Origin of the sequence: Bradyrhizobium icense, assembly GCF_001693385.1 — a bacterium.
Lineage (GTDB): Bacteria > Pseudomonadota > Alphaproteobacteria > Rhizobiales > Xanthobacteraceae > Bradyrhizobium > Bradyrhizobium icense.
In genome coordinates this window covers 1,129,411-1,152,852 of sequence record NZ_CP016428.1, presented here as the reverse complement: position 1 = coordinate 1,152,852, position 23,442 = coordinate 1,129,411, and the positions used below count along the sequence as shown (strand labels likewise).

Genomic DNA, 23,442 nt, shown 5'->3' with positions numbered 1-23,442 from the left:
GCAGTGGCCTTTGCAGCCGCTACTTGGCGGGCGCCGGCGTCGGGTTGAAATCCACCTTCGGCGCCGTCGAGATCGCCTTCTCGTTCTCGACCGCAAAATTCGGCTTCTCCTTGTAGCCGAACGCCATCGCCGTCAGATTGTTCGGGAAGGTACGGATGCCGACGTTATAGTCCTGTACCGCCTTGATGTAGCGGTTGCGCGCCACCGTGATGCGGTTTTCGGTACCTTCGAGCTGTGCCATCAGATCGCGAAACAGCGCGTCCGATTTGAGCTGCGGATAGTTTTCGGTGACGACCAATAGCCGCGAAAGCGCGCTCGTGAGTTCGCCCTGCGCGGCCTGGAATTTCTGGAACGCGGCGGGATCGTTCAGCACCTCGGGCGTCGCCTGTATGCTGCCGACCTTGGCGCGGGCATTGGTGACGCCGAGCAGCACGTCCTTTTCCTGTTGCGCAAAGCCCTTCACCGAGTTGACGAGGTTGGGCACCAGATCGGCGCGGCGCTGGTATTGGTTGACCACTTCCGACCAACCCGACTTGACCTGCTCGTCATTGGTCTGGATCGCGTTATAGCCGCAATTGGTCAGACTCAGTGTCGCCAGCGCCGCCAGCACGGTCCATAGTCTGCGCATTGAACTCTCCCAAAGAAAAATCAAACGCTAACATACCAGAATGGTTGCGTGCGGTATGCGGGCGCTCGCCTGCGTTGGCTCGAATTTGCGGGCAACGGCACTTGCCTAACGTGCGCTGAAATAACAACATGGCTCGATAACAATATAGGGAGAGCCCATGACCACGTTCGAGACCATCGTCGTGGAGCGGCCGGAGCCGCGCATCGCGCGGATCGTCATGAACCGGCCCGAGGCGCGCAACGCGCAGAACCTGCAGATGACCTACGACCTCAACGCCGCCTTCGACCTGGCGGTGCAGGACGACGCGATCAAGGTCATCATCCTCGCGGGCAATGGGCCGCATTTTTCGTCCGGGCATGATCTGCGGCCCGGGACCAAGAACAGTGCCGGCGTAGATTTTCCGCCGGTCGGAAATTGGGGCGGGTTCGCCGAACCCAACGCCCACGGCCGCTTTGCGCGTGAGCAGGAAATCTATCTGCAGATCACGCGGCGCTGGCGCAACCTCGCAAAACCGACGATTGCCGAAGTGCACGGCAAATGCATCGCCGGCGGGTTGATGCTGGCGTGGGCCTGCGATCTCATCGTCGCAAGCAGTGAAGCCGAGTTCTGCGATCCCGTGGTCACCATGGGCGTCTGCGGTGTCGAGTGGTTCGTGCATCCCTGGGAGCTCGGCCCGCGAAAGGCCAAGGAATTGCTGTTCACGGCCGACGTCTGGAGCGCGGAGGAAGCGCACCGGCTCGGCATGGTCAATCACGTGGTGCCGCGGGACGAGCTCTCTTCCTTCGTGATGAAGCTTGCTGAAAGGATCGCAGCAAAACCTTCCTTCGCGCTGAAACTGACCAAGGAAGCGGTCAATCGCTCGGTCGATGTGATGGGGCAGCCCGCAGCCATCGAACAGGCATTCGCGCTGCATCAGCTCTGCCACGCGCATAATTTGCAGGAATTCGGAATGGTGGTTGACCCTGCGGGTCTCCATCCTTCGGTTCGAAAATCGGCGCAAGTGAAATAGAGAAAGCAAAGAAACAACAGATGGACCTCACTTTGAGCGACGAGCAGCGGCTGCTGCGCGAGAGTGCCGACCGCTTCGTCAACGAGACTTACACCGCCGATCACCGCCGAAAGATCGCCAACGATCCGCTCGGCTTCAGCGCCGAAATCTGGAAGCAGTTCGCCGATCTCGGCTGGCTGGCGCTACCGATACCCGAAGCCCATGGCGGGCTCGGCGGCGGCGCCATCGAGATCGGTATCCTGATGGAAGCGTTCGGCCGCGGCCTCGTTACCGAACCTTATCTCTCCACCGTCGTCATCGGCGCTTCGCTGATTTCGGAGTGCGGCACGGAAACACAGAAGCAGGCGTTATTGCCAAAAATTGCTGATAGTTCACTGATTCTGGCATTCGCGCATTCCGAACGACAGGCGCGCTACGATCTTGCCAAGATAGCTACCACGGCGAAGAAAACACCTGACGGCTGGCGCATCGATGGACAGAAGACCGCCGTGCTCGACGGCAATGCCGCCGGGCAGATCGTCGTCTCGGCGCGCATCGATGGCGGCAAGATTGGTCTTTTCATGGTGCCGCGCGGCGCACCTGGCTTGGCCTCACGCGACTTCCCCCGCCTCGGCGGCGGCCGCGCCTGCAACCTCGAACTCAGCGATGTGCAGCTTCCCGCCGATGCCCTGCTCGGCGACGGCAGCGATGCGCTGCCCGCAATCGAAGCGGCGGTCGATCGCGCGATGGCCGCGCTTGGCGCTGAGGCCGTCGGCATCATGCAAACGCTGCTCGACCAGACGCTGGAATACACCAAGATACGAAAGCAGTTCGGCCGGCCGCTGTCCGCCAATCAGGTGATCCGCCATCGCCTGGCCGACATGGCCATGCAGTGCGACGAGGCGCGCTCGATGGCACTGCGCGCGGCACTGATGGCCGACGCCGAGCCGGTGGCGCGCAGCCGTGCCGCCTCGGGGGCGAAAGCCAAGATCGGCAAATGCGCACGCTTCGTCGCCGAACAGTCGGTGCAGCTTCACGGCGCGATGGGCGTTACCGAGGAGCTCGACATCGGCTCCTACTTCAAGCGGCTGCTTGCCTTCGACACGCTGTTCGGCGGCAGCGCCCATCATTATCGCCGTCACGCCGCCCTCGGCGGCCGTGACGTCCACGTCTGAACAGGAGCGCCAGATGGATCTCACTTTCAGCGCCGAAGAGCGCGCTTTCGAAAAAGAGGTACGCGACTTCATCGCGGCAAGCCTCACGCCGGAAATGAAGCGCGCCACCGCGCTGACGCCCTCGGTGTTCTCCGATCCCGATATCGGCATGGTCTGGCAACGCGCGTTGCACAAGAAAGGGTGGGGCGCGCCGGGCTGGCCGGTGGACCATGGCGGGCCGGACTGGACACCGGCGCAACGCTGGATTTTTGAGACCGAATGCGCCCGCGCCGGCGTGCCCAATGTGAACGTCATGGGCGTCAAGATGGTCGGCCCCGTCATCATCGGCTTCGGCTCGCCTGAGCAGAAGAACTACTATCTGCCGCGGATTCTCTCCGGCGAGGACTATTGGTGCCAGGGCTATTCCGAGCCGGGCTCCGGCTCCGACCTCGCTTCGCTGAAAACCCGCGCCGTGCGGGACGGCGACGACTACATCATCAACGGCACCAAGATCTGGACCACGCATGCCCACCATGCCAACCGCATGTTCGCGCTGGTGCGCACCAACGAGACCGAGCGGCAGCAGGACGGCATCTCCTTCGTCCTGATCGACATGAACACCCCGGGGATCACGACGCGGCCGATCCTGACCATCGGCGGCGACCACGAGGTCAACCAGGTGTTCTTCGACGACGTGCGCGTGCCTGTGGCCAATCGAGTCGGCGAGGAAGGCAAGGGCTGGACCTACGGCAAGTATCTGCTCGAGTTCGAGCGCGGCTCCGGCATCGCCTCGGCGAAACTGCGCGATGCGCTGAAGACGATTTCCAATCTTGCCGAATCTGACGCGACCGGCCGCGCCATCGACGATCCCGACATCGCGGTGCGGATGTCCGAGATCGAGGTCGATATCGACGCGCTGGAGATGACCGAGCTGCGTGTGCTGTCGGCATTGCAGACCGGACAAAATCCCGGCGCGGTGTCGTCGCTCTTAAAATTGCGCGTCAGCGAAATCCGCCAGGCGGTGACGCGGCTCGGCGTCGACGTGATCGGCAATGACGGCCTCTATGTCGAGCCGGTGCGGCCGCTCTATCGGCTCAACGAGACGCCAGGAATCCCCGAGGAGCTGCTTCCAGTCGTGCCGGAATATCTCAACGGCCGGGCGTATACGATTTTCGGCGGCTCGTCGGAGATTCAGCGGGACATCGTCGCGAAGATGGTGCTGGGGCTGTAGACCACTTGCACCGTCGTTCCGGGGCGATGCGTAGCATCGAACCCGGAACCTCGAGATTCCGGGTTCTCGCTAACGCGAGCCCCGGAATGACAGGTTGAGAGAACGCGTCTAAGCTACCGCCGCCCTCGCATCCCTTATCGCCTGCCAGACCTTCGCCGGCGTCAGCGGGGTATTGAGCTGCTTGATGCCGAGTTCGCTCAAGGCATCCATCACACCGTTGGTGACGCAGGGTGGGCCGCCGATGGCGCCGGATTCGCCGCAGCCCTTGGCGCCGAGCGGATTGGTGCGGCACGGCGCGGAATCGTCCAGCGTCACGGCGATCGGCGGAATGTCGTCGGCGCGCGGCACGCAATAGTCCTGGTAACTCGCGGTCAATAGCTGACCTTCCTCGCTGTAGGCGACGCCCTCGTACAGCGCCTGCCCGATGCCTTGGGCAACGCCGCCATGCACCTGGCCGGTCACCAGCATCGGATTGACCGCGATGCCCACGTCATCGACGGTGGTGTAACGCACGACCTTGCTCACCCCGGTGTCGGGATCGATCTCGACCTCGCAGATATGGGTGCCGTTCGGCCAGCTCGGCCCGTCGACTTCGCCCTCGGAATCGACGCTAAGCCGCGCGCCGTCTTCGTTCTTCGCAATCTCGAACAGGCTGATGCGTTTGTCGGTGCCGACCACGGTCAGCCAGCCGTCGCGATATTCGATATCCTCGATGGACGTTTCCAGCACATTCGAGGCCTTCTCGCGCGCCTTCTGGATCATGTCGTTGGTCGAAACCGCAACTGCCGTGCCGCCGACAAACAGCGAGCGCGAACCGACGCTGCCGAAGCCGGTGGCGAGATCGGTGTCGCCCTGCACGACGTCGATCTTGTCCACGGGAATTCCGAGCGTATCGGACACCATTTGCGTGTAAGTGGTCTGCAGGCCCTGCCCCATCGCCATGGTACCGGAATGCAGGATGATGCGGCCTTCCGCGGTCGCGTGCAGGCTGACCTTTTCGGTGTGCGCGCGCCCACCGGTCCATTCGATATAACTGGTGAGGCCGCGGCCATAGAGCAGGCCTTTCTTCTTGGCCGCCTTCTTACGCGCGTTAAAACCATCCCAGTCCGAGAGCTCCGAGGCGCGCGACAGCATCTGCGCGAAGGCGCCGGAATCGTAAACTTGCCCGACCGCATTGGTATAAGGCAGTTGCGCGGGCTTGATATAGTTCAGCTTGCGGATGGTACGCGGATCGATGCCGATCTGACGCGCCGCCGCATCCATCAGCCGCTCGACGATGAATACCGCTTCCGGCCGGCCCGCGCCGCGATAGGCGCCGACGGGTGCGGTGTTGGTCATCACCGATTTCACCTCGAAATGCACCAGCGGCAGATCGTAGACGCCGGTCTGCACGAAGGGCCCGAGCACCAGCGGAATGATGTTCGCGGTCCCCGACGAGTACGCTCCGGTGCCGCCGATCGAACGCACGCGGTAGGCGAGCACGCGGCCCTTGGCGTCGAGCGCGAATTCGCCGGTCGAGGTCAGATCGCGGCCATGGGTGCCGCCGACGAACTCGTCGGTGCGATCGCCGCGCCAGCGGATCTTCTTGTTCAGCTTGGTCGCGGCGTAAGCAACGATGCCGTCCTCGGGATAAAGGCTGGTCTTCTGGCCGAAGCCGCCGCCGATGTCGCCGACCAGCACGCGCACGCTTTCCTTCGACCGCTTGAGAATGGATTCCGCAAGCAGGTCCCGGGTCGAGCCAGGGGTTTGCGACTGCACGTGCAGGATCAACCGGCCGGTCTTCTTTTCGATCTCGGCGATCGTCGAGCGAGGCTCCATGGCGGAGGGGACCAGCCGCTGGCTGACCAGATCGAGCGAGACTTTATGCGCGGCATTGGCAAAGGCTTCCTCGACCTTGGCCGCGTCGCCGTAGCTCATGGCCGCCACGATGTTGTCGGGCGCTTCGGGCCATACCATGGGTGCGCCGGGCTTCACCGCCTCGACGGGGTCAACCACCGAGGGCAGCACCTCGTAATCAACCGAGATGGCTTCGGCCGCGGTCTGCGCCAGTACGCGCGATGTCGCGACCACAGCCGCCACCGCCTCGCCGGCATAACGGACAACTTCATGCGCGAGCAGACGTCGCGGCGGCACCGTCATCGGCGAGCCGTCCGGCCGCTTGAAGATCGCAAGCGTGGGGATGGTGCCGATATCGTCCTTGATCAGGTCGGCCCCGGTATAGATCGCTTCAACACCGGGCATCCCGACGGCGGCTTCGGTGTCTATCGAGACGATTTTGGCGTGGGCATGGGAAGACCGCAGCACGTAGAGCCACAACGCACCCTCCTCGGGCTTGTCGTCGATGAACTGTCCCTTCCCGGTGAGCAGTCGCTGGTCTTCCAAACGCTTGACCGGCTGGCCCGCACCAAAACGCATATTGCCGGGAAGAATGTTCATCACCTTGTCCTTGGCTTGTTCGGATTGAGCGGGGTTTTAGCGGTTTTTCGCCGCGAGACAACTCATTCAGCCTGTTGCAACAAGAGCGCCAGCGCTGCGGACGCAAGCACCGCAGCGGGTATGATTCTGCCTTCAGAGGGGACTATTAGCCGCGGCCGATATCCACGATATCGACGTTGACATCGCGCGTTTCCGAACCGCGTTTCAAAGTGATGCGCACGCTTTTGCCTGCACCGACCTGCTCGATCTGGTCGGTCAGATCGGAGAGCCTGTGAACCGGCTTACCATCGGCTTGAACGATCACGTCGCCGAGCGCGCCCGAGCTGAAATCGACGCCACGGATGCCCGCCCGTTCGGCCGGACTTCCGGGCGCGGTACGCACGACGATCACCCCTTCGACGCCCATGCGCGTCGCAACGGCTTCACCGGCGGCGACGATACCAATTCCCGGGGTCGGTACTCGACCATTCTTGATGAGTTCGGGCACGACACGATTGACGATATCGGCTGGAATGGCGAAGCCGATGCCGGCGCTGGAGCCGGAGGGCGAGATGATGGCCGTGTTGACGCCGATCAACCGTCCCGCCGAGTCCAAAAGGGGACCACCGGAATTGCCGGGATTGATCGCGGTGTCGGTCTGGATCACGTTGGCGATCTCGCGACCGCTGCTGGTCGGCAGCCGCCGCTTGAGCGCGCTGATGATTCCGCTCGTCAGCGATTGATCCAGTCCGAATGGGTTGCCGATCGCAAATGCGATTTGGCCTACCTTGAGGTCGTTAGAACTGCCGAGCGCCACCGGCGGTGGTAACTGGCGCGGATTCCTGATCCGCAGCACGGCCAGATCGTAGTTTGGTGCGACGCCGACGATTGAAGCTTGGGCCACCTCGCCTGAGGCGAAGCGAACGGCTACCTCGCGGCCATTTTGCACGACGTGATTGTTGGTGACCACATGACCGCTACTGTCCCAGACAAAGCCAGTGCCGGAGGCTGCCGGGCCCGAGGCTGCCGGGCCTTCGTCTTCGGCGAAGGGATTGGTGATACCCGATCGCGCCGCGACCTGCACGACAGACGGCGAGACCCGCTCGAAAAGCTCGATATTTGCGCGCTCGGCGTCGGACAGTGGGCCCCGCTCGTCGACGCTGCGGGCGACCGTATTGGTCCACGGGCTGTAGCGGATATTGGAGAGGGTAAGCGCCACCAGTACGGCTGCGATGGCGGCTAAAGAAAGCGCAAAGCGACGATTCATCGATCACTCACTTGATATCGATATCGCGCAAAGCGCGATGCGGAAGGTAAGCAGGCCGGGCATCATCATCACCCACCAAACGTCCTTGCCGGACTAAAGTTTCTGAACTTTCAGAGACTTAATTATACGGCAAAAATCGACCGGCTGACGTGATTTATGCATGACGGTTTGTCGCGCAAGCAGCGCGGCCTGCGCTTGAAACCAAATCCTGCCGTTCTAATTGTTCTAAAGCCGCAGTCTGTCATTGCGCCGCCGGTCCTGATCGAGCGCCTGGCATGGCCAGCAGGCAAAGGTCCCGATGCGGCTTCCTGCGACAAGGCGTCCGGAGTTGCGAGATGAACAACAAGACGCGTTTCAATATCGGATATGCGATCGCCGCGATCTTTGCTGTCTTCATTATTCAATATTTCGTTTCCACGGCAAGCCAGATCGCCATCATTCCCTACAGCGAATATCAGCAATTGCTGAAGCAGGGAAAGGTCGCGACCGTTGGCATCTCCGACCGCACCGTGCAGGGCACCTTGAAGGAGCCGCTGTCCGGCGGACAAAAGCAGTTCGTCACCACGCGCGTCGATCAGGAGACCGCACAGGAGCTCGAGAAATATAACGTAAAATTCACCGGCCAGATCGAGAGCACTTTCCTGCGCGACCTGCTGTCCTGGGTCATGCCGGTGCTCCTGTTCTTCGGCCTGTGGTGGTACATCGCCAAACGCGCTGCAGAAGGCGGAGGTCTTGGCGGCGGGCTGATGGCGATCGGCAAGAGCAAGGCCAAGATCTATGTCGAGTCCAATACCGGCGTGAATTTTTCCGACGTTGCCGGCGTGGACGAAGCCAAGGACGAGCTGCGCGAGGTCGTCGACTTCCTGAAAAATCCGACCGACTACGGACGGCTCGGAGGGCGCATGCCCAAGGGCGTGCTGCTGGTCGGCCCGCCCGGCACTGGCAAGACGCTGCTGGCCAAGGCAGTGGCCGGCGAGGCCAAGGTGCCGTTCTTCTCGATTTCAGGTTCGGAATTCGTCGAGATGTTCGTCGGCGTCGGCGCGGCGCGGGTGCGCGACCTGTTTCAGCAGGCACATCAGAAAGCGCCGGCCATCATCTTCATCGACGAGCTCGACGCGCTCGGCCGCGCCCGTGGCATCGGGCCGTTTGCGGGCGGCCACGACGAGAAGGAGCAGACGCTCAATCAGCTCCTGGTCGAGCTGGATGGCTTCGATTCCCGTTCAGGCCTCGTCATTCTGGCCGCGACCAACCGGCCGGAGATCCTCGATCCGGCGCTGTTGCGCGCGGGCCGCTTCGATAGGCAGGTGCTGGTCGACCGGCCCGACAAGAAGGGCCGCGTTGAAATTCTCAAGGTGCATATGAAGAAGGTGCAACTTGATTCCAGCGTCGACCCCGAGGCAGTTGCGGCGCTCACGCCGGGCTTCACGGGAGCCGACCTCGCCAACCTGGTCAATGAAGCCGCCCTGCTTGCAACACGCCGCGGCGCCAGCGCAGTTGCCATGACCGACTTCAACAACGCGGTCGAGCGCATGGTCGCGGGGCTGGAGAAGCGAAACCGGCTGCTCAATCCCAAGGAGCGCGAGATCGTCGCCTATCACGAGATGGGTCACGCCTTGATCGCGCTGTCGCTGCCCGGCGTCGATCCCGTGCACAAGGTGTCGATCATCCCGCGCGGCGTCGGCGCGCTTGGCTACACCATTCAACGCCCGATCGAAGATCGTTTCCTGATGACCAAGGAGGAACTGGAGAACAAGATGGCGGTGCTGCTCGGCGGCCGGGCGGCGGAATTGATCGTGTTCAGCCACCTGTCCACCGGTGCAGCCGACGATCTTCGGCGTGTTACCGACATCGCCCGCAGCATGGTGACGCGCTACGGCATGTCCGAGAAACTCGGCGGCGTCGCCTACGAGCGCGATCCCGGCAATTTCCTGGCCGGCACCGATCGGCCATTCCCGACGCGCGAGCGCGATTATGCCGATGAAACCGCTGCAGCCGTCGACGAGGAGGTTCGCGCGATCGTCGATCGGGTGTTCGACCGCGCGCAGGGCATCCTGAAGGCGCGTCGTGCAATCCTCGATCGCGCGGCGAAAAAATTGCTGGAGAAGGAAACCTTGGAGCAGAGCGACCTCGAAGCGCTGGTACGCGAAACGCCGAAGGAGGCGCTGCGGGCGATCTAAGCCTTTATCCGAGGTCGCGCAGCGCCGCCTCGACCGCCTTGCGCTGCTCGGCCGTCAGCGCCACCTGCGGCGGGATGGGATCGCCGACCGCGTAACCCTGGATGTCGAGCCCGGCCTTGATGCAGGCGGCGAGGCTGAACCGCGCAAAAGCCTCGTTGATGCGCCACAGCTTGCGCTGCAACGCCATCGCCTCATCCCAGCGCGCCGCCTTGCAGAGATTGTAGAGTTCGACGCTCTGCCGCGGGATGATGCAGGCGGGACCGGCCATCCAGCCCACTCCACCGATCAGCATCACCGCCGCTGGGATATGGGCGGATGCGGAGAAGACTTTAATGCTGTCGCCGCAACGGTTCATGATCGACAGCAGCCGGCCGGTATTGGTGGAGGCGTCCTTGATGTAGCCGATGCGCGGATGGGTCGCGAGCCGCGCGATCACGTCGAGCGTGAGATCGGAGCGTTGGAATTGTGGATTGGTGTAGATCACGACAGGAATGTCGACCGCGTCGGCAATGGCACGGAAATAGGATTCGACCTGCGCGTCGGCAACCGGGAAGTAAGCCTCCATGATCGCGAGAATGCCGTCGGCGCCGAGCTTTTGATACACCTTCGCCTGCGCCACCGCATCCGCCGTCGATGTCGAGGCGACGCCGGCGATCACCGGCACGCGGCCATCAGCCGCTTCGATTGTGGCCTGCACGACGCTGGCACGCTGCGCCTGGTTGAGATAGGCGAACTCACCAGTCGATCCTAGCGGCGTCAGCCCATGCACGCCTGCCATGATAAGGTCGTCGCACAATCGGCCCAGCACCTCGGTGCGAATTTCGCCGGAAGCACCGATCGGTGACACGAGATAGGGAAAGACGCCGTGGAAGTCAGCCATGGAAGGAAAGCGCCTCAAGCGGGAAGTAAATGCCATGGCTATCCGGAATGCCGGTCCAAGGCAACGTTCGCAAACATCACGCCGGGTTTGCCCTCACTTGCGTGCCTTGATGCTAGTATCGATCGCGGCAGCGCACGCCGCTCCTGATACGACAATCATCACCGCGCGCATTGGCCGAAATAGCGCGCCGAGGATGCTGCCTCAATCAGCTTCACACGCGCTTCTATGCCAGCCGCTACTACGTGATGGTCATGCCGCCGCGTCACCAATCGTGAAACAGGCGTGAGCGGCCCACAGAATGACCAAAAGATGTCCACAGATGTCCACAGGTTCTAACGATTTAACTCACGATTATTTCACGACTTTCTTCCCAATCTCGCCGCATTGATCAAGCGAGAGCAGTTCTGATGGTTGTGCAGAAGGTGGCCGACGCATCCTCGTTCCGAACTTCAGAACTCGATACGCGCGACTCCATTTCGTTGGCAACGCCTCCCGGCTTTCGTCACTTACTCGGCACCCCGGCTCCTTCGCAGCGCTTCCGCGCCTTCGGTATCGACCCGCTCGAGTCGCCGTCACACGATGCAAAGCTTCGCGGACTGATGTATCGCCTGTCACGGCGGATGGATGCCGTCATAAAATGGCCGCCACAGGCTAGATCTGCAGAATACTGGGAAAATCCCTTCATCCCCTCGGGCTACACCTATCTGCTGCAATTCATTGCGCATGATTTGGTTCACTCGGCGATTCCGCTTTCGGTTGCGGGAGGGCTTGGCCGAGGGACGACCAACGCCCGCCGTACGCCACTTCGGCTGGAAACGCTGTACGGCAGCGGCCCGGTCGGATCGCCGCACATCTATGCGCTCGACGCACCGAGCGACGACCGCCGCACCAAGCTGCGGCTAGGGCGAATGCGCTGGAAGGAAAGGCAGCCGGCGACCGGCTGCCCATTTCGCGACATCGCGCGAACCCAGGCCGAAAACGTCACGGGCATCGATCGCAGCATTGCGGGTGTTCGCGTTGCCCTCACCGAAGCGCTGGTAGCCGATCCGCGCAACGACGATCACGCCGTGATGTCGCAACTCACAGCGCTGCTTGCGCTGCTGCACAATGGACTGGTCGATGTCATTCGCGGCCGGGAAGACAACGCCGGGCCGAACGGCCGGTTCGGCGCAGCCTACAAACGCTTCCTGTGCGCCCGCGGCGCATTGACAGCCATCTATCACAGCATCATCCGCAACGACTTGATGCGACGGGTGATTCATCCGGCGATCTACGCGAGCTACAGCGGACCTGCCCCGCACTTCATCGACCGCCTCGCATCGGCCGACGGTCTTGCGATCGGAGATTGGGAAATTCCGTTCGAATTTTCGCATGGTGCGTTTCGCTTCGGTCACGCCATGGTGCGGCCCGAATACCAAATCAACGACCTGTCGCTCCATGACCTCAACAACACGCTGGAAAAGAGTTCGATCAACGACCCGGCAAACATGCCGCTCGACGAGACCTGGATGGTGCAATGGTCGCGCTTTTTCGAGATCAACGGATCAACACCGAATTTCAGCCGCCGCATCGGGCCACATTTCAGCGATGGGCTCGGCAATGACCAGATCTTTCCGGCGTTCGACGAGACGGAACGGGTCGGTCTGCTCTATCGCGACCTGCTCGGCGCCGGCCTCGCCGGCATGTGGTCGGTAGATGCATTGATTGCCGAGATCGGTGCCAGGCGGCCGAACTTCATCGCCATGTCGCGCCTGCTTGCCGACCGCGCCTACCGTGTCAATCAGCTTCGCGAATGGCTCGTCTCGGCACCGACCTACGGCGCGCTGACGGACGAGGACATCGAGACCCTTTCGAATGATCCGCCGCTGCCGTTCTTCATTCTGTTCGAGGCAATGCAGCAGATGGAGGGCCTGCAGCTCGGGCTGCTCGGTTCGATCATCGTATCGGAAGTGATATTCGGGGCGCTCGCGAGCGTCTCGCCACCGGCCGGCGGCGGCTCGCTCGCCGATCGACTGGATCTCGTTTCCCGCGAATTTTACCTGACGAACGTACTTCAGGGCATTCCAGACATCTCAAACATGGCGCAGTTGGTGGAGTTCACCACCGAAATTGCCGAGCTGCAGCAGGCCGTGCCTGCATTTCTGTGAGCGGAATTGTTCCGCTCACGCAACCCGGAGGAGTAGAAACGATGGCCCTCGAAAGAATGCAAGTGACCAACCACGAGCGTTGGGGCAACCTCGTAAAGACTTGGTCGACCGGCAAGAACTATCTTGACGACGACAACGAATACCCGATCCCGACCACCGTCGAGGAATTCAAGGAGCAACTCGCCAGGGCTCAGGTGTTCATGACCGTGCCGGATCGCTTCAAGAAGGTGAAATTCGTCGAGCAGGAGTTGGACACGATCGTGGTGCGCTTGCCGCCCGCCGCGGCGATCGCCGATTCCGAAGAGAAGCTCAGCAAGCCAGGCGCAACCTATCCGCTTCCGCCGTTCTACAAGCGCCTGTTCAACGGGATGGATCCGATGATTCCGGAAGCCGAAAAATTCAAGGTGCACGCCGAGCGGATTGGCGACTACACCATCAGCTACTGCGCTTGATGATCTAGCTCCGCGTTAGGTGAACGATGCCGTCGACAGGAAGCCCTCCGCCATGCAAACTTTGGCGCAGGGCTTCCCATCGCTCCTTCACGCTGATGGGATGCGCTTGCATGACCCAGCGCGCCGCCGCCTCATCTGTCGGAGGAGACGATCCGACCCAAAATGAGCGCAGGCCGTTCACGAAACGCTGGACTTCCTGCTGCGCCAGCACGCGTTCCCCGAGCCGGAACAATGCGGCGGCCCGCCATGCCGGTAGAACCTTATTGATACCCTGCGCGCGATCGCACGCCTCGATAGTCCCCTCATAGTCGCCGCAGAAGAATCGCACGGTGCTGTGATAAGCCCATTCGAGATAGGAAGGCGCGGGTGAGAGGGTCAAAGCTTGATCGGCCCTGAGCCGGGCCTGCTCGATCGATCCGCAAAAGACCTCGTAGTGAGCGCTGGACAGCAACGTCCACGGGTCGTTGTCATTGAGCTCGCAGGCAAGCGCCATATGCGGCGCAGCTTCGGCTTCTCGAAGCGCCATCACGTAGGACCAGCCGCAGCACAGATGCGCCCTGGAATCGACCGGGTCCAGTTGAACGGCGGTCTTTGCCAGTTCGAGGGTGGCCTTGGCCTTTTCGAGATCGCGAAAGATCCCGGGATGCACCAGATGCTCGATGTTGTTCATCTGCACCAGGCTGCTGTAGCAGGGCGAGAAGCCCGGATTGTCGCGGATAGCATCGCGAAAGATGGCGACCGCCCGCCGCCAGCTTTCGGGATCGAACTTCGACATGAGGTTCTGTCCGCGCAGCCAACGGTCATGCAGGTCGAGCGATACGTCAGGCTCGCCAGCCAATCGCATCAGCCGTTCGGTCGACAACTGCACGTTCAGCGAGGTTGCGATCCGGCGGATGATGCGCTGCTGCGTTTCGAACCAGTTGCCGAGGCCTAATCGGAAGCTTTCGCTCCAGATATAGATTCCCGTCGTATCGTCCCGCAGCACCATCACGATATTGATTTCGGCACCCGCCTGGTAGGCGGTGGTCTCGATGCAGTATTGCGGAGACGTACCCGCCGGAAGCACGACGGCCGCCGGAGGACGATCGACGACGCTCCATTCCCGGAAGCGCACGAGACAGGCCGCAAGGTGCTGGGAGAACCCCTGCACCAGATGGCTGTGGTCCTCGTCGACGCCGTGCATCGCAAAGGGCCGCAGCACCAGGCGCGTCTTGGCAGGTGCATTGACCGGCGACGACATCGGGACTACCGGCTGGAGAGCGGTCCCCCTGACAGTCCTGACGGCGAATTCGTCATTCGCTGCCGAGGCGGCCCGATCGGCCGGCGCGCGCTCCAGAATACCGAGCTTGATGTTGGCGACGAGTTCTTCGGTGGCCGACGACGGCTCCATGGCGTAGTCGCGATCGAGCAGGTCCCACAGCGCCTTGTAGATGCGCAGCGCGCCAGCAATATCGCCTTCTTCCGCATGCGCCCGCATCAGATAGCGGCAGGCGTATTCATGGGTCGGATCGAGATTGACGATCGCGGCCGCGATCCTCTTCTTGGAGCCGGCGGGCACGCTTGCGGAGGTCAAGCCTTCGTCGAGGTTTCGCATCAGCCGTTCATGGATGGTCTGCCGCTTGGCCAGCACCCAGACCCGGAACGAGGGATCGAGATCGTCCATTCCTTCGAGCAAGCGCCCGTCGAGCTGCGGGGTGTCGAGCAATAGCGGGTGAACGCGACCGCCTTCGGCGAGTTGAATCACGCTTTCGATATCGACTTCGATTCGTCCGACATCGAGGCCGATCAGCAGCCGTTCCGCGACAAACCCATCATAGCCAGCCTCCTCGAGCATCGAGCGCAGTTCGCGCACGGTCTGCCGTAGCGAGGCTCGCGCCTTTTCCTCGTCCGAACGACTCCAGAGCAGCCCCACCAACCGTTCGCGGCTCTCCCGCTTCGCCTCCGACAACGCAAGATAACTCAGGACCGCGCCGGCCTTGCGGGTTCGCAGTTCGATCGGCCGGCCGTTGAACCGCACGCCGAGCCGCCCGACCAGCGATACCGACAGACGCGGCGCGCTTTCGGGCGCCGCCGCGGCGTTGTCTGCTGTCATGGCGTTGGCACTGGCCGGCATGCAACGGTTTCCGGAACCGATTGGTTAATTGCGGCCAGTCTATATCAAAGGGATGCCCCCGGTATAGGTTGCGCCGCCACCGGTTCGCGTAACGGCATCCTGGAGCCTCGTCGTGACGATTTCGGACGGCTCGAGTTGCAGCCCCGGGGCGATCACGCGGACCACCTGAACGGCGAAGCGCTCGCGGGTGAGGTCGAGGCAAAACGTCTCGATTCCCAGTTTTTCCAAACGCTGTACGATCAATCGAAATATGGCGCTCGCTTCAGTTGCGTGAAGAGGCAGATGGGCCGCGTACTCCGCGACCGGCTGCAGCAGTCTGCACTGACCGGCGTCGATGGCCGCGCGCTGCAGGTGGATGCGATCCTGCGCATTGAGTGCACTCTCTCCGCGCTCGCTGCGTTTGGTTGCAACAACGGCGTCGGCCAGTTCGAGCTGACACATTTCCATAATCGCGGAGCGGACCGCAGCCTCGAGCGCCAGCCGCGCGGCGAGGCCGAAAGCAAAACCGGAACCGTCTACCCGGCAAGAGACGGCCGCGACGCAGGGCACGCCGATATCTGTCGTGATATCGAGCAGCCATGTCCGGCGCTCTGCCGATGCGCCGTGCCGAAGCTTCTGCAACAACTCTTCCGCCACGAAGCCTGCTCGATGCTGCAGCGGAATCGATCGTGGCAATTGACCGCCCCTCCACCACAGGCTGGCCGCATCGCGTTCGATCAACTCCAAGAGACCGTGCAGCGCTGCGGCATCCCGTGACGGACCGGCGGCCGATCCGATGCTCAAGGGATATGGCGGCGCGCAGTCGCGTTGCGCCGACGGACGGCGCAGGCAAATATCCGCTGGAAGCAACACCTCGCCACCATCGGTCAGCCGCGTTGCGCGACACCAGGAAAGCGCTCGCTCCGGTTGCATGCGGCGTTCTGAAAGGGCAGCGACCAGCTCCAGCGCATTCGGACCGAGCTTTCCGGCCCATTCATCGACGCCGGGTTTGAGCAATAAATCGGTACCGGTCTGCAATTGAGAGAGATATTCGACTCCCTCGCCGATGCAGCCTTGGAATGCTTCCTGCAGCGTCAGACCGACGCCGGAAACGCCGACAATCGGGCTTCCGTCATGCAAAGGATCGGCAAGCGCTGGATCGAATTGCGCACCAAAACTGATCAGGCCAGGTGCATCGGGCGCGGCCAATTCGAACACACGCGAAAATCGGGAAGCAGCGATCAGCAAATGAGCGCGATTCGCGAGCTGCGCATCAATCCCGCTGCTCGATTCCCCGGCATATTCCAGCGCCTGAAGGATGAGTCTGGCATCGTGATCGCCGGCCGCGTCCACAGCGTTGCCAAGAAGCAACGATGCAGCGCGCGCGAACAATTCCTGCATCGAATTTTCGGTGCCGCTCACGGTGACCTCACGACTTGACGCGCAGACTCCGGACGTGAGGCCAGCCCGCCCTCACCCTGGAGGAACTTATGCTCGCGAAAGCCTTCGTCATAGCCATGGCAGCAGATATTGCCCGATCGGATTACGCCAAGCCGACCTTGATTCGTAGCCGCAGCCGCGAGTGGCTGATCGCCTGCCGTTGGGGGCCGGAGGGCGAATATCTTTCGATTGCGACAGCCGGCCCAATCACGGAGCCTCTCGCATTGGCTGCACCGCAGGCGATTGCGCCAATACACAGCCTGGTCGGCGTGCTGGTTTCCGAATCGGAGACGCAATCCACCAGCACATTCCTGCTGGTGCGCCAGTTGCCTGCTGCGATCGAGCTTGCCGGCACGTTTTTTCCGGCCGACGGATATGTGCTGCTGCAGGATCACGGCGATGTCCATCTCGTCTGCAAGACGCGCTACTCGCACAGCTGCGGCTGGCTGGACGGCAAGGAAATCCGCAAGGACATTCCCGATCCGGCACCCTATTCGGCTGAGGCGATGTCCTGGCATATCGAAGCAACGCGCCGTGACTGGATCGGCGAGTTCATTCCCGGCAGCAGGCCGCCGGAGCGATTTGCGATTCGCGCGACCGGCTGAAGTCGCGATCGGACTACCGGCAGAAACGGGCGGCGCGAGGTTGCCGCACGTCTTTTCTACGGAGGACTATCCCCGCGAGGGAAACCTCCGCCGATCATAGGCCTTGAGAACGCGCAAGGCGCCCGGCTCGGCGAGCAAATGCACCGGTGAATTCAAGCCGGGAGATCCGGGCCGGGAAGATTCAAACAACTCACTGACCGAAACGCCTAGCACGGAAGCGATTTGCGCCAACCGGCTGGCACCAACCCGGTCGGCGCCCCGCTCGTATTTCTGTACCTGTTGAAAGGTCACGCCGATGCGTTCCGCAAGTATCGTTTGGCTGATGCCGCGGTTGACCCGAAACATACGAATTCTGGCACCCACCATCGCATCAAGCGGGCCAGACCTCCTCGTCGCCATCGGCAGCCCCCCAACTGTTCAAGTTGGGAGTATCCTAACACAACCTAAGGGGGATTCAGGAACTAATTTGCGATCATAGGGAGCACTTTTGCCGGCTGCTCGGCATTAGCGTGCTCGATCGTCAACCGGCCCTTTGGGTCAATCGCCGCCTTCATGGCCGGCGGATGACCGGTTTCGAGAAAATACTGCAGGACGGCACGGCTCTCGTCCGAAAGCGCAAACAGCCCGCGCATCAATTCAAAGAATCCAGGTTCTTCCGCTACATAGAGCAGTTCGCGCAGTTCCGCGCCGGTATAGCGCCCCAACGCCGTTACAAGCCACTCGGTTTGGTCATTCGGGTCGCTCTCCGGCACGCGATTTAGGTAGTAGACGACCGATTCCGCACTCATTTCATCCCCCGGTACCTCGCGATAGCTCACAGGCCCCCCGCGCTGGACGGCTTTCTGGCAGCTAACTCCCGAGGTTAACACTGCGTGGACTCTCGTGATTTCAGCGTGATCGCTAGTGCAACGGGACCTGAAATTCCGCCCCGGAGTTCCAGGCTGTGCCGAACTGGTGCAGCCCGGCGCAGCCGGGCGCAATAATCTTCCGTCGTTCCGCGGCAGTCAGGTATTTCCAGTTACGAATCGCCCAATCTGCCTCACCGCGGCAGTCAGAAAGCCTTTGCGATGGCCCGCTGGGCATCCTGCTGAATCGCCTTCAGGTGATTCTGGTCCCGGAAACTCTCGGCATAGATCTTGTAGACGTCTTCGGTGCCCGACGGCCGCGCGGCGAACCATCCCGCCTCGGACTCGACCTTGATACCACCAAACGATTGATCGTTACCCGGCGCCCGGGTCCGAGTCGCGCTGACCGGTTCACCGGCAAGCTGGTGCATGTTGAGCTGCTCCGGCCCGAGTGCCTTTAGCGCGCTCTTCTGTTTGGGCGTTGCTGGCACGTCGATGCGCTCATAGAAGGGCACGCCAAGTTCGGCGGTCAGGGCAGCAAACAGCTGGCTCGGATCGCGGCCGGTGCGACCGAGGATTTCGGCGGCGAGCAGCCCCATCACGATGCCGTCCTTGTCGGTCGTCCAGACTGAGCCGTCGCGCTTGAGGAACGACGCCCCGGCGCTTTCCTCGCCCGCGAATCCGAAGGCGCCGGAGCCAAGGCCTTCGACAAACCATTTGAAACCGACCGGGGTCTCGACCAGCTTGCGGTTCAGCTTCTTGGCGACGCGATCGATGATCGAACTGGAGACGATGGTCTTGCCGATGGCGGCCTCGCTGCCCCATTGCGGCCGATGCGCGAACAGGTACGCGATCGCAGCCGCGAGAAAATGGTTCGGATTCATCAGGCCGCCGGTGCGGGTCACGATGCCGTGCCGATCGGCATCGGTATCGTTGGCGAAGGCGACGTCGAACCTGTCGCGCATCTGGATCAGGCTTGCCATCGCGAACGGAGAGGAACAATCCATGCGGATCTTTCCATCCCAGTCCGCCGTCATGAAACGAAAGGTTGGGTCGACGGCATCGTTCACGACAGTTGCGTTGATCCCGTAATGCTCGATCAGCGGCTGCCAGTAGTGAACGGCGGCGCCGCCCAACGGATCGATCCCGATCTTTACGCCGGCTGACTTGATCAGCGGCATGTCCACGGCATTGCCGAGATCGGCGACATAGGGACGGATGTAGTCGTGCAGATGCGTCGATGGCGCCTTCCGGGCGCGCTCATACGGCATCCGCGCAACGCCCTTCATGTCTGCTTCGATGTAGGTATTGGCAGCCTTCTCGACCTTGGCCGTCACGTCGGTGTCGGCCGGGCCGCCATGCGGCGGGTTGTATTTGTACCCGCCATCCTCGGGCGGATTGTGCGAGGGCGAGATGACGACGCCATCGGCAAGTCCGTTCGTTCGGCCCTTGTTGTAGCTCAGAATCGCATGGGAGATGACGGGCGTCGGCGTGTACCCGCCACGCTCGTCGATCATGATGTCGATGCCGTTTGCCGCAAACACCTCCACCGCGCTCGCCAGCGCCGGCTCGGCCAGCGCATGGGTATCGATGCCGATGAACAGCGGACCGGTCAGTCCCGTCTCGCGGCGGTGATCGCAGATCGCCTGCGTCGTCGCCAGGATATGGTTTTCATTGAACGAGTTCTTCAGCGATGTCCCGCGATGCCCCGAGGTGCCGAACGCAACGCGCTGGGTGGGATCGGACGGATCCGGTTTGGACACGAAGTAAGCGGTTACCAGTTGCGGTACGTTGACGAGGGAGGCGGGATCGACCGGCTTGCCTGCGGCAGGATGGGGAGCAGTCACATGGCCTCACAGAAGAGATGGTGTCTCTGCAATATACCCGGAAGAGATTTCCGCGGCAAAGCGAGTGTCAACGCACAGCTAGCGCATATCGAACATGGTCGAGGGCAGCCAGAGCGCAATGCCGGGGAACATCGCCACCAGCGCCACAGCCAGGCACATCAGCAAGAACAAAGGCAGCGTATAGGTCCCGATGGTGAAGATATTGCGCCCGGTCATGCCCTGCAGGACGTAGAGGTTGAAACCGACCGGTGGGGTGATCTGCGCCATCTCCACGACCAGTACGACATAGATTCCGAACCAGATCAGGTCGAAGCCGGCCTTGGTCACCAGCGGGATGATGATGGAGGTGGTGAGCACCACCATCGAGATACCGTCCAGGAAACAGCCGAGCACGATGTAGAAAGCGGTGAGCGCGGTGAGCAGCGCCCACGGCGGCAGCTTGAAGCCGCTGATCCATTCGGCGAGCACGATCGGAATGCCGGTGAAACCCATCGCAGCGGTCAGGTAGGCCGCACCAGCGAGGATGAATGCGATCATGCAGCTCGTGCGGGTGGCGGCCAGCAGCGCATCGATGAAGCTGGTCTTGTTGAGTGTGTCCGACCACCACGACAGCGCCAGCGACAGGAAAACGCCGACCACGGCGGCTTCCGTCGCCGAGGCGAGCCCGCCATAGATCGAGCCGATCACGCCAAGGATCAGCAATGTGACGGGGATCAGCCGGCGCGAGGCATATACCCGCTCCAGGAAAGGCACGGCCGGTTCCGGCGGCGGCATGCGCGAGTTGTTGATGAGCGCCCAGACCGCAATAAAGCCCATGAACAAGGCGGCCAGCATGATGCCGGGCACCACCCCGGCGATGAACAATCGCGCAATCGACTGGTCGGTGGCGGTGGCATAGACGATCAGGATGATGGACGGCGGGATCAGCAGGCCGAGCGTGCCGGAACCGGCGAGTGTGCCGATCGCCATCTTCTCGTCATAGCCGCGCTTGAGCAGTTCAGGCAGCGCGATCCGGCCGATCGTCGCGCAGGTCGCCGCGGAGGAGCCCGACACCGCGGCAAAGATGGCGCAGCCGACCACATTTGTATGCAGGAGACGCCCGGGTAGCCGCTGCAGCCATGGCGCCAGTCCCGCGAACATGTCCTCCGGCAATTTCGTCCGGTAGAGAATCTCGCCCATCCAGATGAACATCGGCAGCGCGGTGAGGTCCCAGGAATTCGACGCGGCCCACATCGAGCTTGCCAGCACCTGACCGGGCGGCGTCGCGGTGCTGCTCAGGATCGCGACGAAACCGACCATCGCCAGCGCGATGGCGATCCATACGCCCGTGCCCAGGATCGCAAACAGCAAGAGCATCAGCACAAGCGAAAGGGTGAGAACAGACATCTCAGCCTTCCTTGCCAACGGTGATGGCATCTTCCGCATGGCGGAAGCTCGGCCGGCCGCTGCGGGCCACGATGACGAGTTCGTCTGTTAGCGCAATGGCGAGAATGGCGGCGCCAAGCGCCATCGCAGCCTGCGGATAGCAGAGCGGCACCCTTATTACGCCGGTCGAGACTTCGTTGAACTGGAACGACACCCAGGCGAAGCTGGCGAGATTCCACGTCATATAGGCAACGCCCGCTGCAGCAGCGGCGAAGGCGACCATCTCGGCATAGCGTCGCGTGCCTTCGCTCAGTGCACCGAACACCATGGTGACGCGGATGTGCACGCCCGCCTTCAGCGTGCCGGCGAGTGCCAGGAAACTGGCGGCGGCAAGCAGATAGCCGCAGATCTCGTTGAGCGAGAGAATGACGAACGAAGTGGTTGGCAAATGGACCAGCGCCAGGACGCCGTCGAGTATGCGCGCGGCGAGTTGCACGCCGACCATCGAGGCGATGGTGGCAAGACAAAGCGCAGCAAGCCAGAGCGCTATTCTGTAAAGCGTGTCAAGAAACAGACGCATGGATGACCCCTCTGCCGGCGCGCGGCCTCGCTCTGCCCAAGGGAAGTACCCTCGCGCACGGCGGCTCTGATCCGCCGGCCTGCGACATCCCATCCCTCATCTAACACCTGCCTGCGCGTTCGCAGGCGTAACCCTCTCCTAAGGGAAGGAGAGGATTAGCCATGCGCACCAACGCGGTGTCCGGCCTTACTTCCGATACGCGGCCAGCATCGCCGCGCCATCTTCGCCCGCGGACTTCTCCCATTCGGCGGCGATCGTCGCACCGATCTTCTGAAGCCCGGCCTTGAGCTCCGGCGTCGGCTCACTCACCTTGATGCCGGCGGCCTTCAGCGCGTCGGTCTTGATCTTCTTTTCTTCGATCGAGGCCTTCCAGCCGCGTTCTTCCGCGGCCTTTGCCGCCTCCGTCACCGCCTTTTGCTCGGCGGCCGAGAGCTTGTCGAATGCGGCCTTGTTCACGAAAACGATATTGCGCGGCAGCCAGCCCTCCGCGTCGATATAGTCGGTGAGGTAATCCTGCGCCTTGGTATCGACGCCGGTGGAGGCCGAGGTGATCATTACATCGACGCGGCCGGTGGCAAAAGCGGTCGGCAGATCAGGCACCTCGATCTGGGTCGGGATCGCGCCGGCGAGTGCGGCGATGCGGCCGATCATGGGGTTGTAGGTACGGAATTTCACGCCCTTCAGATCCTCGATCTTGGTGATGGTGCGCTTGGCATAGATACCCTGCGGCGGCCACGGCACCGAATAGAGCAGCACGAGCCCCTCCGAGGCGAGTTGCTTCTCCAGGAACGGCTTTTGCGCCGCATAGAGCTTTTTGGAAGCGTCATAGCCGGTGGCGAGGAACGGCACCGAATCGAGCCCGTAGACCGGCGCCTCGTTGGCGACGAGCGACTCCAGAATCTCGCCGATCGGCGCAGTGCCCTGGCGGACGGCGCGCTTGATCTCCGGATGCTTGATCAGCGACCCCGCCGAATGCACCTGGATCTTGAGCGAACCGCCGGTCGCCTTGTCGACGTCGGCGGCGAACTGGATCACGTTCTTGGTGTGGAAATTGCCGTCGGGATAGGGCGTCGGCATATCCCATTTGGTCTGCGCCGAAGCGCTGGCGGAGATGCCACCCGCCAAGAGCAGACCCGCGAATGCGCGCACGAACAGCTTCATAAAACCCTCCATTGCGGGACCCCTTCGCCCCCCTCACGATCGAGGGGCAGCATCGCCGCTTGCGACAAAGCTTGCAAGGGTGTCATCTGCCCGAAAATCTGGGTTGTGAGGGCTGCGCGGACAGCCGACCGCTTGCCCCGGCATCAATGCGACATCATCGCGACGATT

The 23,442-nt window shown here is 62.3% G+C and carries 19 protein-coding genes; 7 read left to right on the top strand and 12 right to left on the bottom strand.

All coding sequences use genetic code 11. From position 1 onward, the window contains the following. Positions 1–19 precede the first annotated feature (19 nt). Positions 20–628: a LemA family protein gene (locus tag LMTR13_RS05500; protein ID WP_065727007.1), complete on the bottom strand. Its 609-nt coding sequence runs from the start codon at positions 626–628 to the stop codon at positions 20–22. 157 nt (positions 629–785) lie between these two features. Here LMTR13_RS05500 and LMTR13_RS05495 point away from each other — a divergent pair, with 157 nt between their 5' ends. From LMTR13_RS05495 to LMTR13_RS05485, 3 genes are read left to right on the top strand one after another with little or no spacing between them, the layout of a single operon-like run. Then, complete coding sequence (locus LMTR13_RS05495; protein ID WP_065727006.1) at positions 786–1,637, top strand: enoyl-CoA hydratase; 852 nt, start codon at positions 786–788, stop codon at positions 1,635–1,637. Between the two features lie 20 nt (positions 1,638–1,657). Then, positions 1,658–2,791, top strand: a complete 1,134-nt coding sequence (locus LMTR13_RS05490; protein ID WP_065727005.1) for an acyl-CoA dehydrogenase family protein — start codon at positions 1,658–1,660, stop codon at positions 2,789–2,791. A gap of 13 nt (positions 2,792–2,804) precedes the next feature. Continuing rightward, positions 2,805–4,001, top strand: coding sequence for an acyl-CoA dehydrogenase family protein (locus LMTR13_RS05485; RefSeq protein ID WP_065727004.1), 1,197 nt, complete (start codon positions 2,805–2,807; stop codon positions 3,999–4,001). Between the two features lie 108 nt (positions 4,002–4,109). On the opposite strand, the gene LMTR13_RS05480 is transcribed toward LMTR13_RS05485, so the two are convergent. Next, positions 4,110–6,437: a xanthine dehydrogenase family protein molybdopterin-binding subunit gene (locus LMTR13_RS05480; RefSeq protein ID WP_065727003.1), complete on the bottom strand. Its 2,328-nt coding sequence runs from the start codon at positions 6,435–6,437 to the stop codon at positions 4,110–4,112. Positions 6,438–6,582: 145 nt separating this feature from the next. Then, positions 6,583–7,683: a S1C family serine protease gene (locus tag LMTR13_RS05475; protein ID WP_065727002.1), complete on the bottom strand. Its 1,101-nt coding sequence runs from the start codon at positions 7,681–7,683 to the stop codon at positions 6,583–6,585. Positions 7,684–8,018: 335 nt separating this feature from the next. Between LMTR13_RS05475 and ftsH the strand changes: the two genes are divergently transcribed. Then, the gene (ftsH, locus tag LMTR13_RS05465) at positions 8,019–9,860 is read left to right on the top strand and encodes an ATP-dependent zinc metalloprotease FtsH (RefSeq protein ID WP_065727000.1); all 1,842 of its coding nucleotides are present in this window, start codon (positions 8,019–8,021) and stop codon (positions 9,858–9,860) included. Positions 9,861–9,864: 4 nt separating this feature from the next. Here the strand turns inward: ftsH and LMTR13_RS05460 are convergent, their stop codons facing one another. After that, a complete protein-coding gene (locus LMTR13_RS05460; protein ID WP_065726999.1) occupies positions 9,865–10,740 on the bottom strand; it encodes a dihydrodipicolinate synthase family protein in 876 nt (291 codons plus the stop codon). 407 nt (positions 10,741–11,147) lie between these two features. Between LMTR13_RS05460 and LMTR13_RS05455 the strand changes: the two genes are divergently transcribed. Both LMTR13_RS05455 and LMTR13_RS05450 read left to right on the top strand, forming a co-directional pair. After that, positions 11,148–12,887 (top strand): peroxidase family protein, encoded by a 1,740-nt coding sequence (locus LMTR13_RS05455; protein ID WP_065726998.1) that lies wholly within the window; start codon positions 11,148–11,150, stop codon positions 12,885–12,887. Positions 12,888–12,928: 41 nt separating this feature from the next. Next, the gene (locus LMTR13_RS05450; protein WP_065726997.1) at positions 12,929–13,339 is read left to right on the top strand and encodes a hypothetical protein; all 411 of its coding nucleotides are present in this window, start codon (positions 12,929–12,931) and stop codon (positions 13,337–13,339) included. 4 nt (positions 13,340–13,343) lie between these two features. On the opposite strand, the gene LMTR13_RS05445 is transcribed toward LMTR13_RS05450, so the two are convergent. Next, positions 13,344–15,452, bottom strand: a complete 2,109-nt coding sequence (locus LMTR13_RS05445; RefSeq protein ID WP_065726996.1) for a BTAD domain-containing putative transcriptional regulator — start codon at positions 15,450–15,452, stop codon at positions 13,344–13,346. Positions 15,453–15,491: 39 nt separating this feature from the next. Then, positions 15,492–16,853 (bottom strand): YcaO-like family protein, encoded by a 1,362-nt coding sequence (locus LMTR13_RS05440; RefSeq protein WP_156795444.1) that lies wholly within the window; start codon positions 16,851–16,853, stop codon positions 15,492–15,494. A gap of 68 nt (positions 16,854–16,921) precedes the next feature. On the opposite strand from LMTR13_RS05440, the gene LMTR13_RS05435 reads away from it, so the two are divergent. Beyond that, positions 16,922–17,476 carry a hypothetical protein gene (locus LMTR13_RS05435; RefSeq protein WP_065726994.1) on the top strand — a complete coding sequence of 185 codons (555 nt, stop codon included), beginning with the start codon at positions 16,922–16,924 and terminating at the stop codon, positions 17,474–17,476. 66 nt (positions 17,477–17,542) lie between these two features. On the opposite strand, the gene LMTR13_RS05430 is transcribed toward LMTR13_RS05435, so the two are convergent. From LMTR13_RS05430 to LMTR13_RS05405, 6 genes are all read right to left on the bottom strand, one after another. Further along, positions 17,543–17,875, bottom strand: coding sequence for a helix-turn-helix domain-containing protein (locus LMTR13_RS05430; protein WP_065726993.1), 333 nt, complete (start codon positions 17,873–17,875; stop codon positions 17,543–17,545). Between the two features lie 62 nt (positions 17,876–17,937). Next, positions 17,938–18,264, bottom strand: a complete 327-nt coding sequence (locus LMTR13_RS05425; RefSeq protein ID WP_065726992.1) for a hypothetical protein — start codon at positions 18,262–18,264, stop codon at positions 17,938–17,940. A 263-nt stretch (positions 18,265–18,527) separates the two neighbouring features. Next, positions 18,528–20,168 (bottom strand): phosphoglucomutase (alpha-D-glucose-1,6-bisphosphate-dependent), encoded by a 1,641-nt coding sequence (pgm, locus tag LMTR13_RS05420; RefSeq protein ID WP_065726991.1) that lies wholly within the window; start codon positions 20,166–20,168, stop codon positions 18,528–18,530. A gap of 78 nt (positions 20,169–20,246) precedes the next feature. After that, positions 20,247–21,554 carry a TRAP transporter large permease gene (locus LMTR13_RS05415; protein WP_065726990.1) on the bottom strand — a complete coding sequence of 436 codons (1,308 nt, stop codon included), beginning with the start codon at positions 21,552–21,554 and terminating at the stop codon, positions 20,247–20,249. 1 nt (position 21,555) lies between these two features. Beyond that, positions 21,556–22,113 carry a TRAP transporter small permease subunit gene (locus LMTR13_RS05410; protein WP_065726989.1) on the bottom strand — a complete coding sequence of 186 codons (558 nt, stop codon included), beginning with the start codon at positions 22,111–22,113 and terminating at the stop codon, positions 21,556–21,558. A gap of 186 nt (positions 22,114–22,299) precedes the next feature. Continuing rightward, complete coding sequence (locus LMTR13_RS05405; RefSeq protein ID WP_156795443.1) at positions 22,300–23,274, bottom strand: TRAP transporter substrate-binding protein; 975 nt, start codon at positions 23,272–23,274, stop codon at positions 22,300–22,302. Positions 23,275–23,442: the final 168 nt, after the last annotated feature.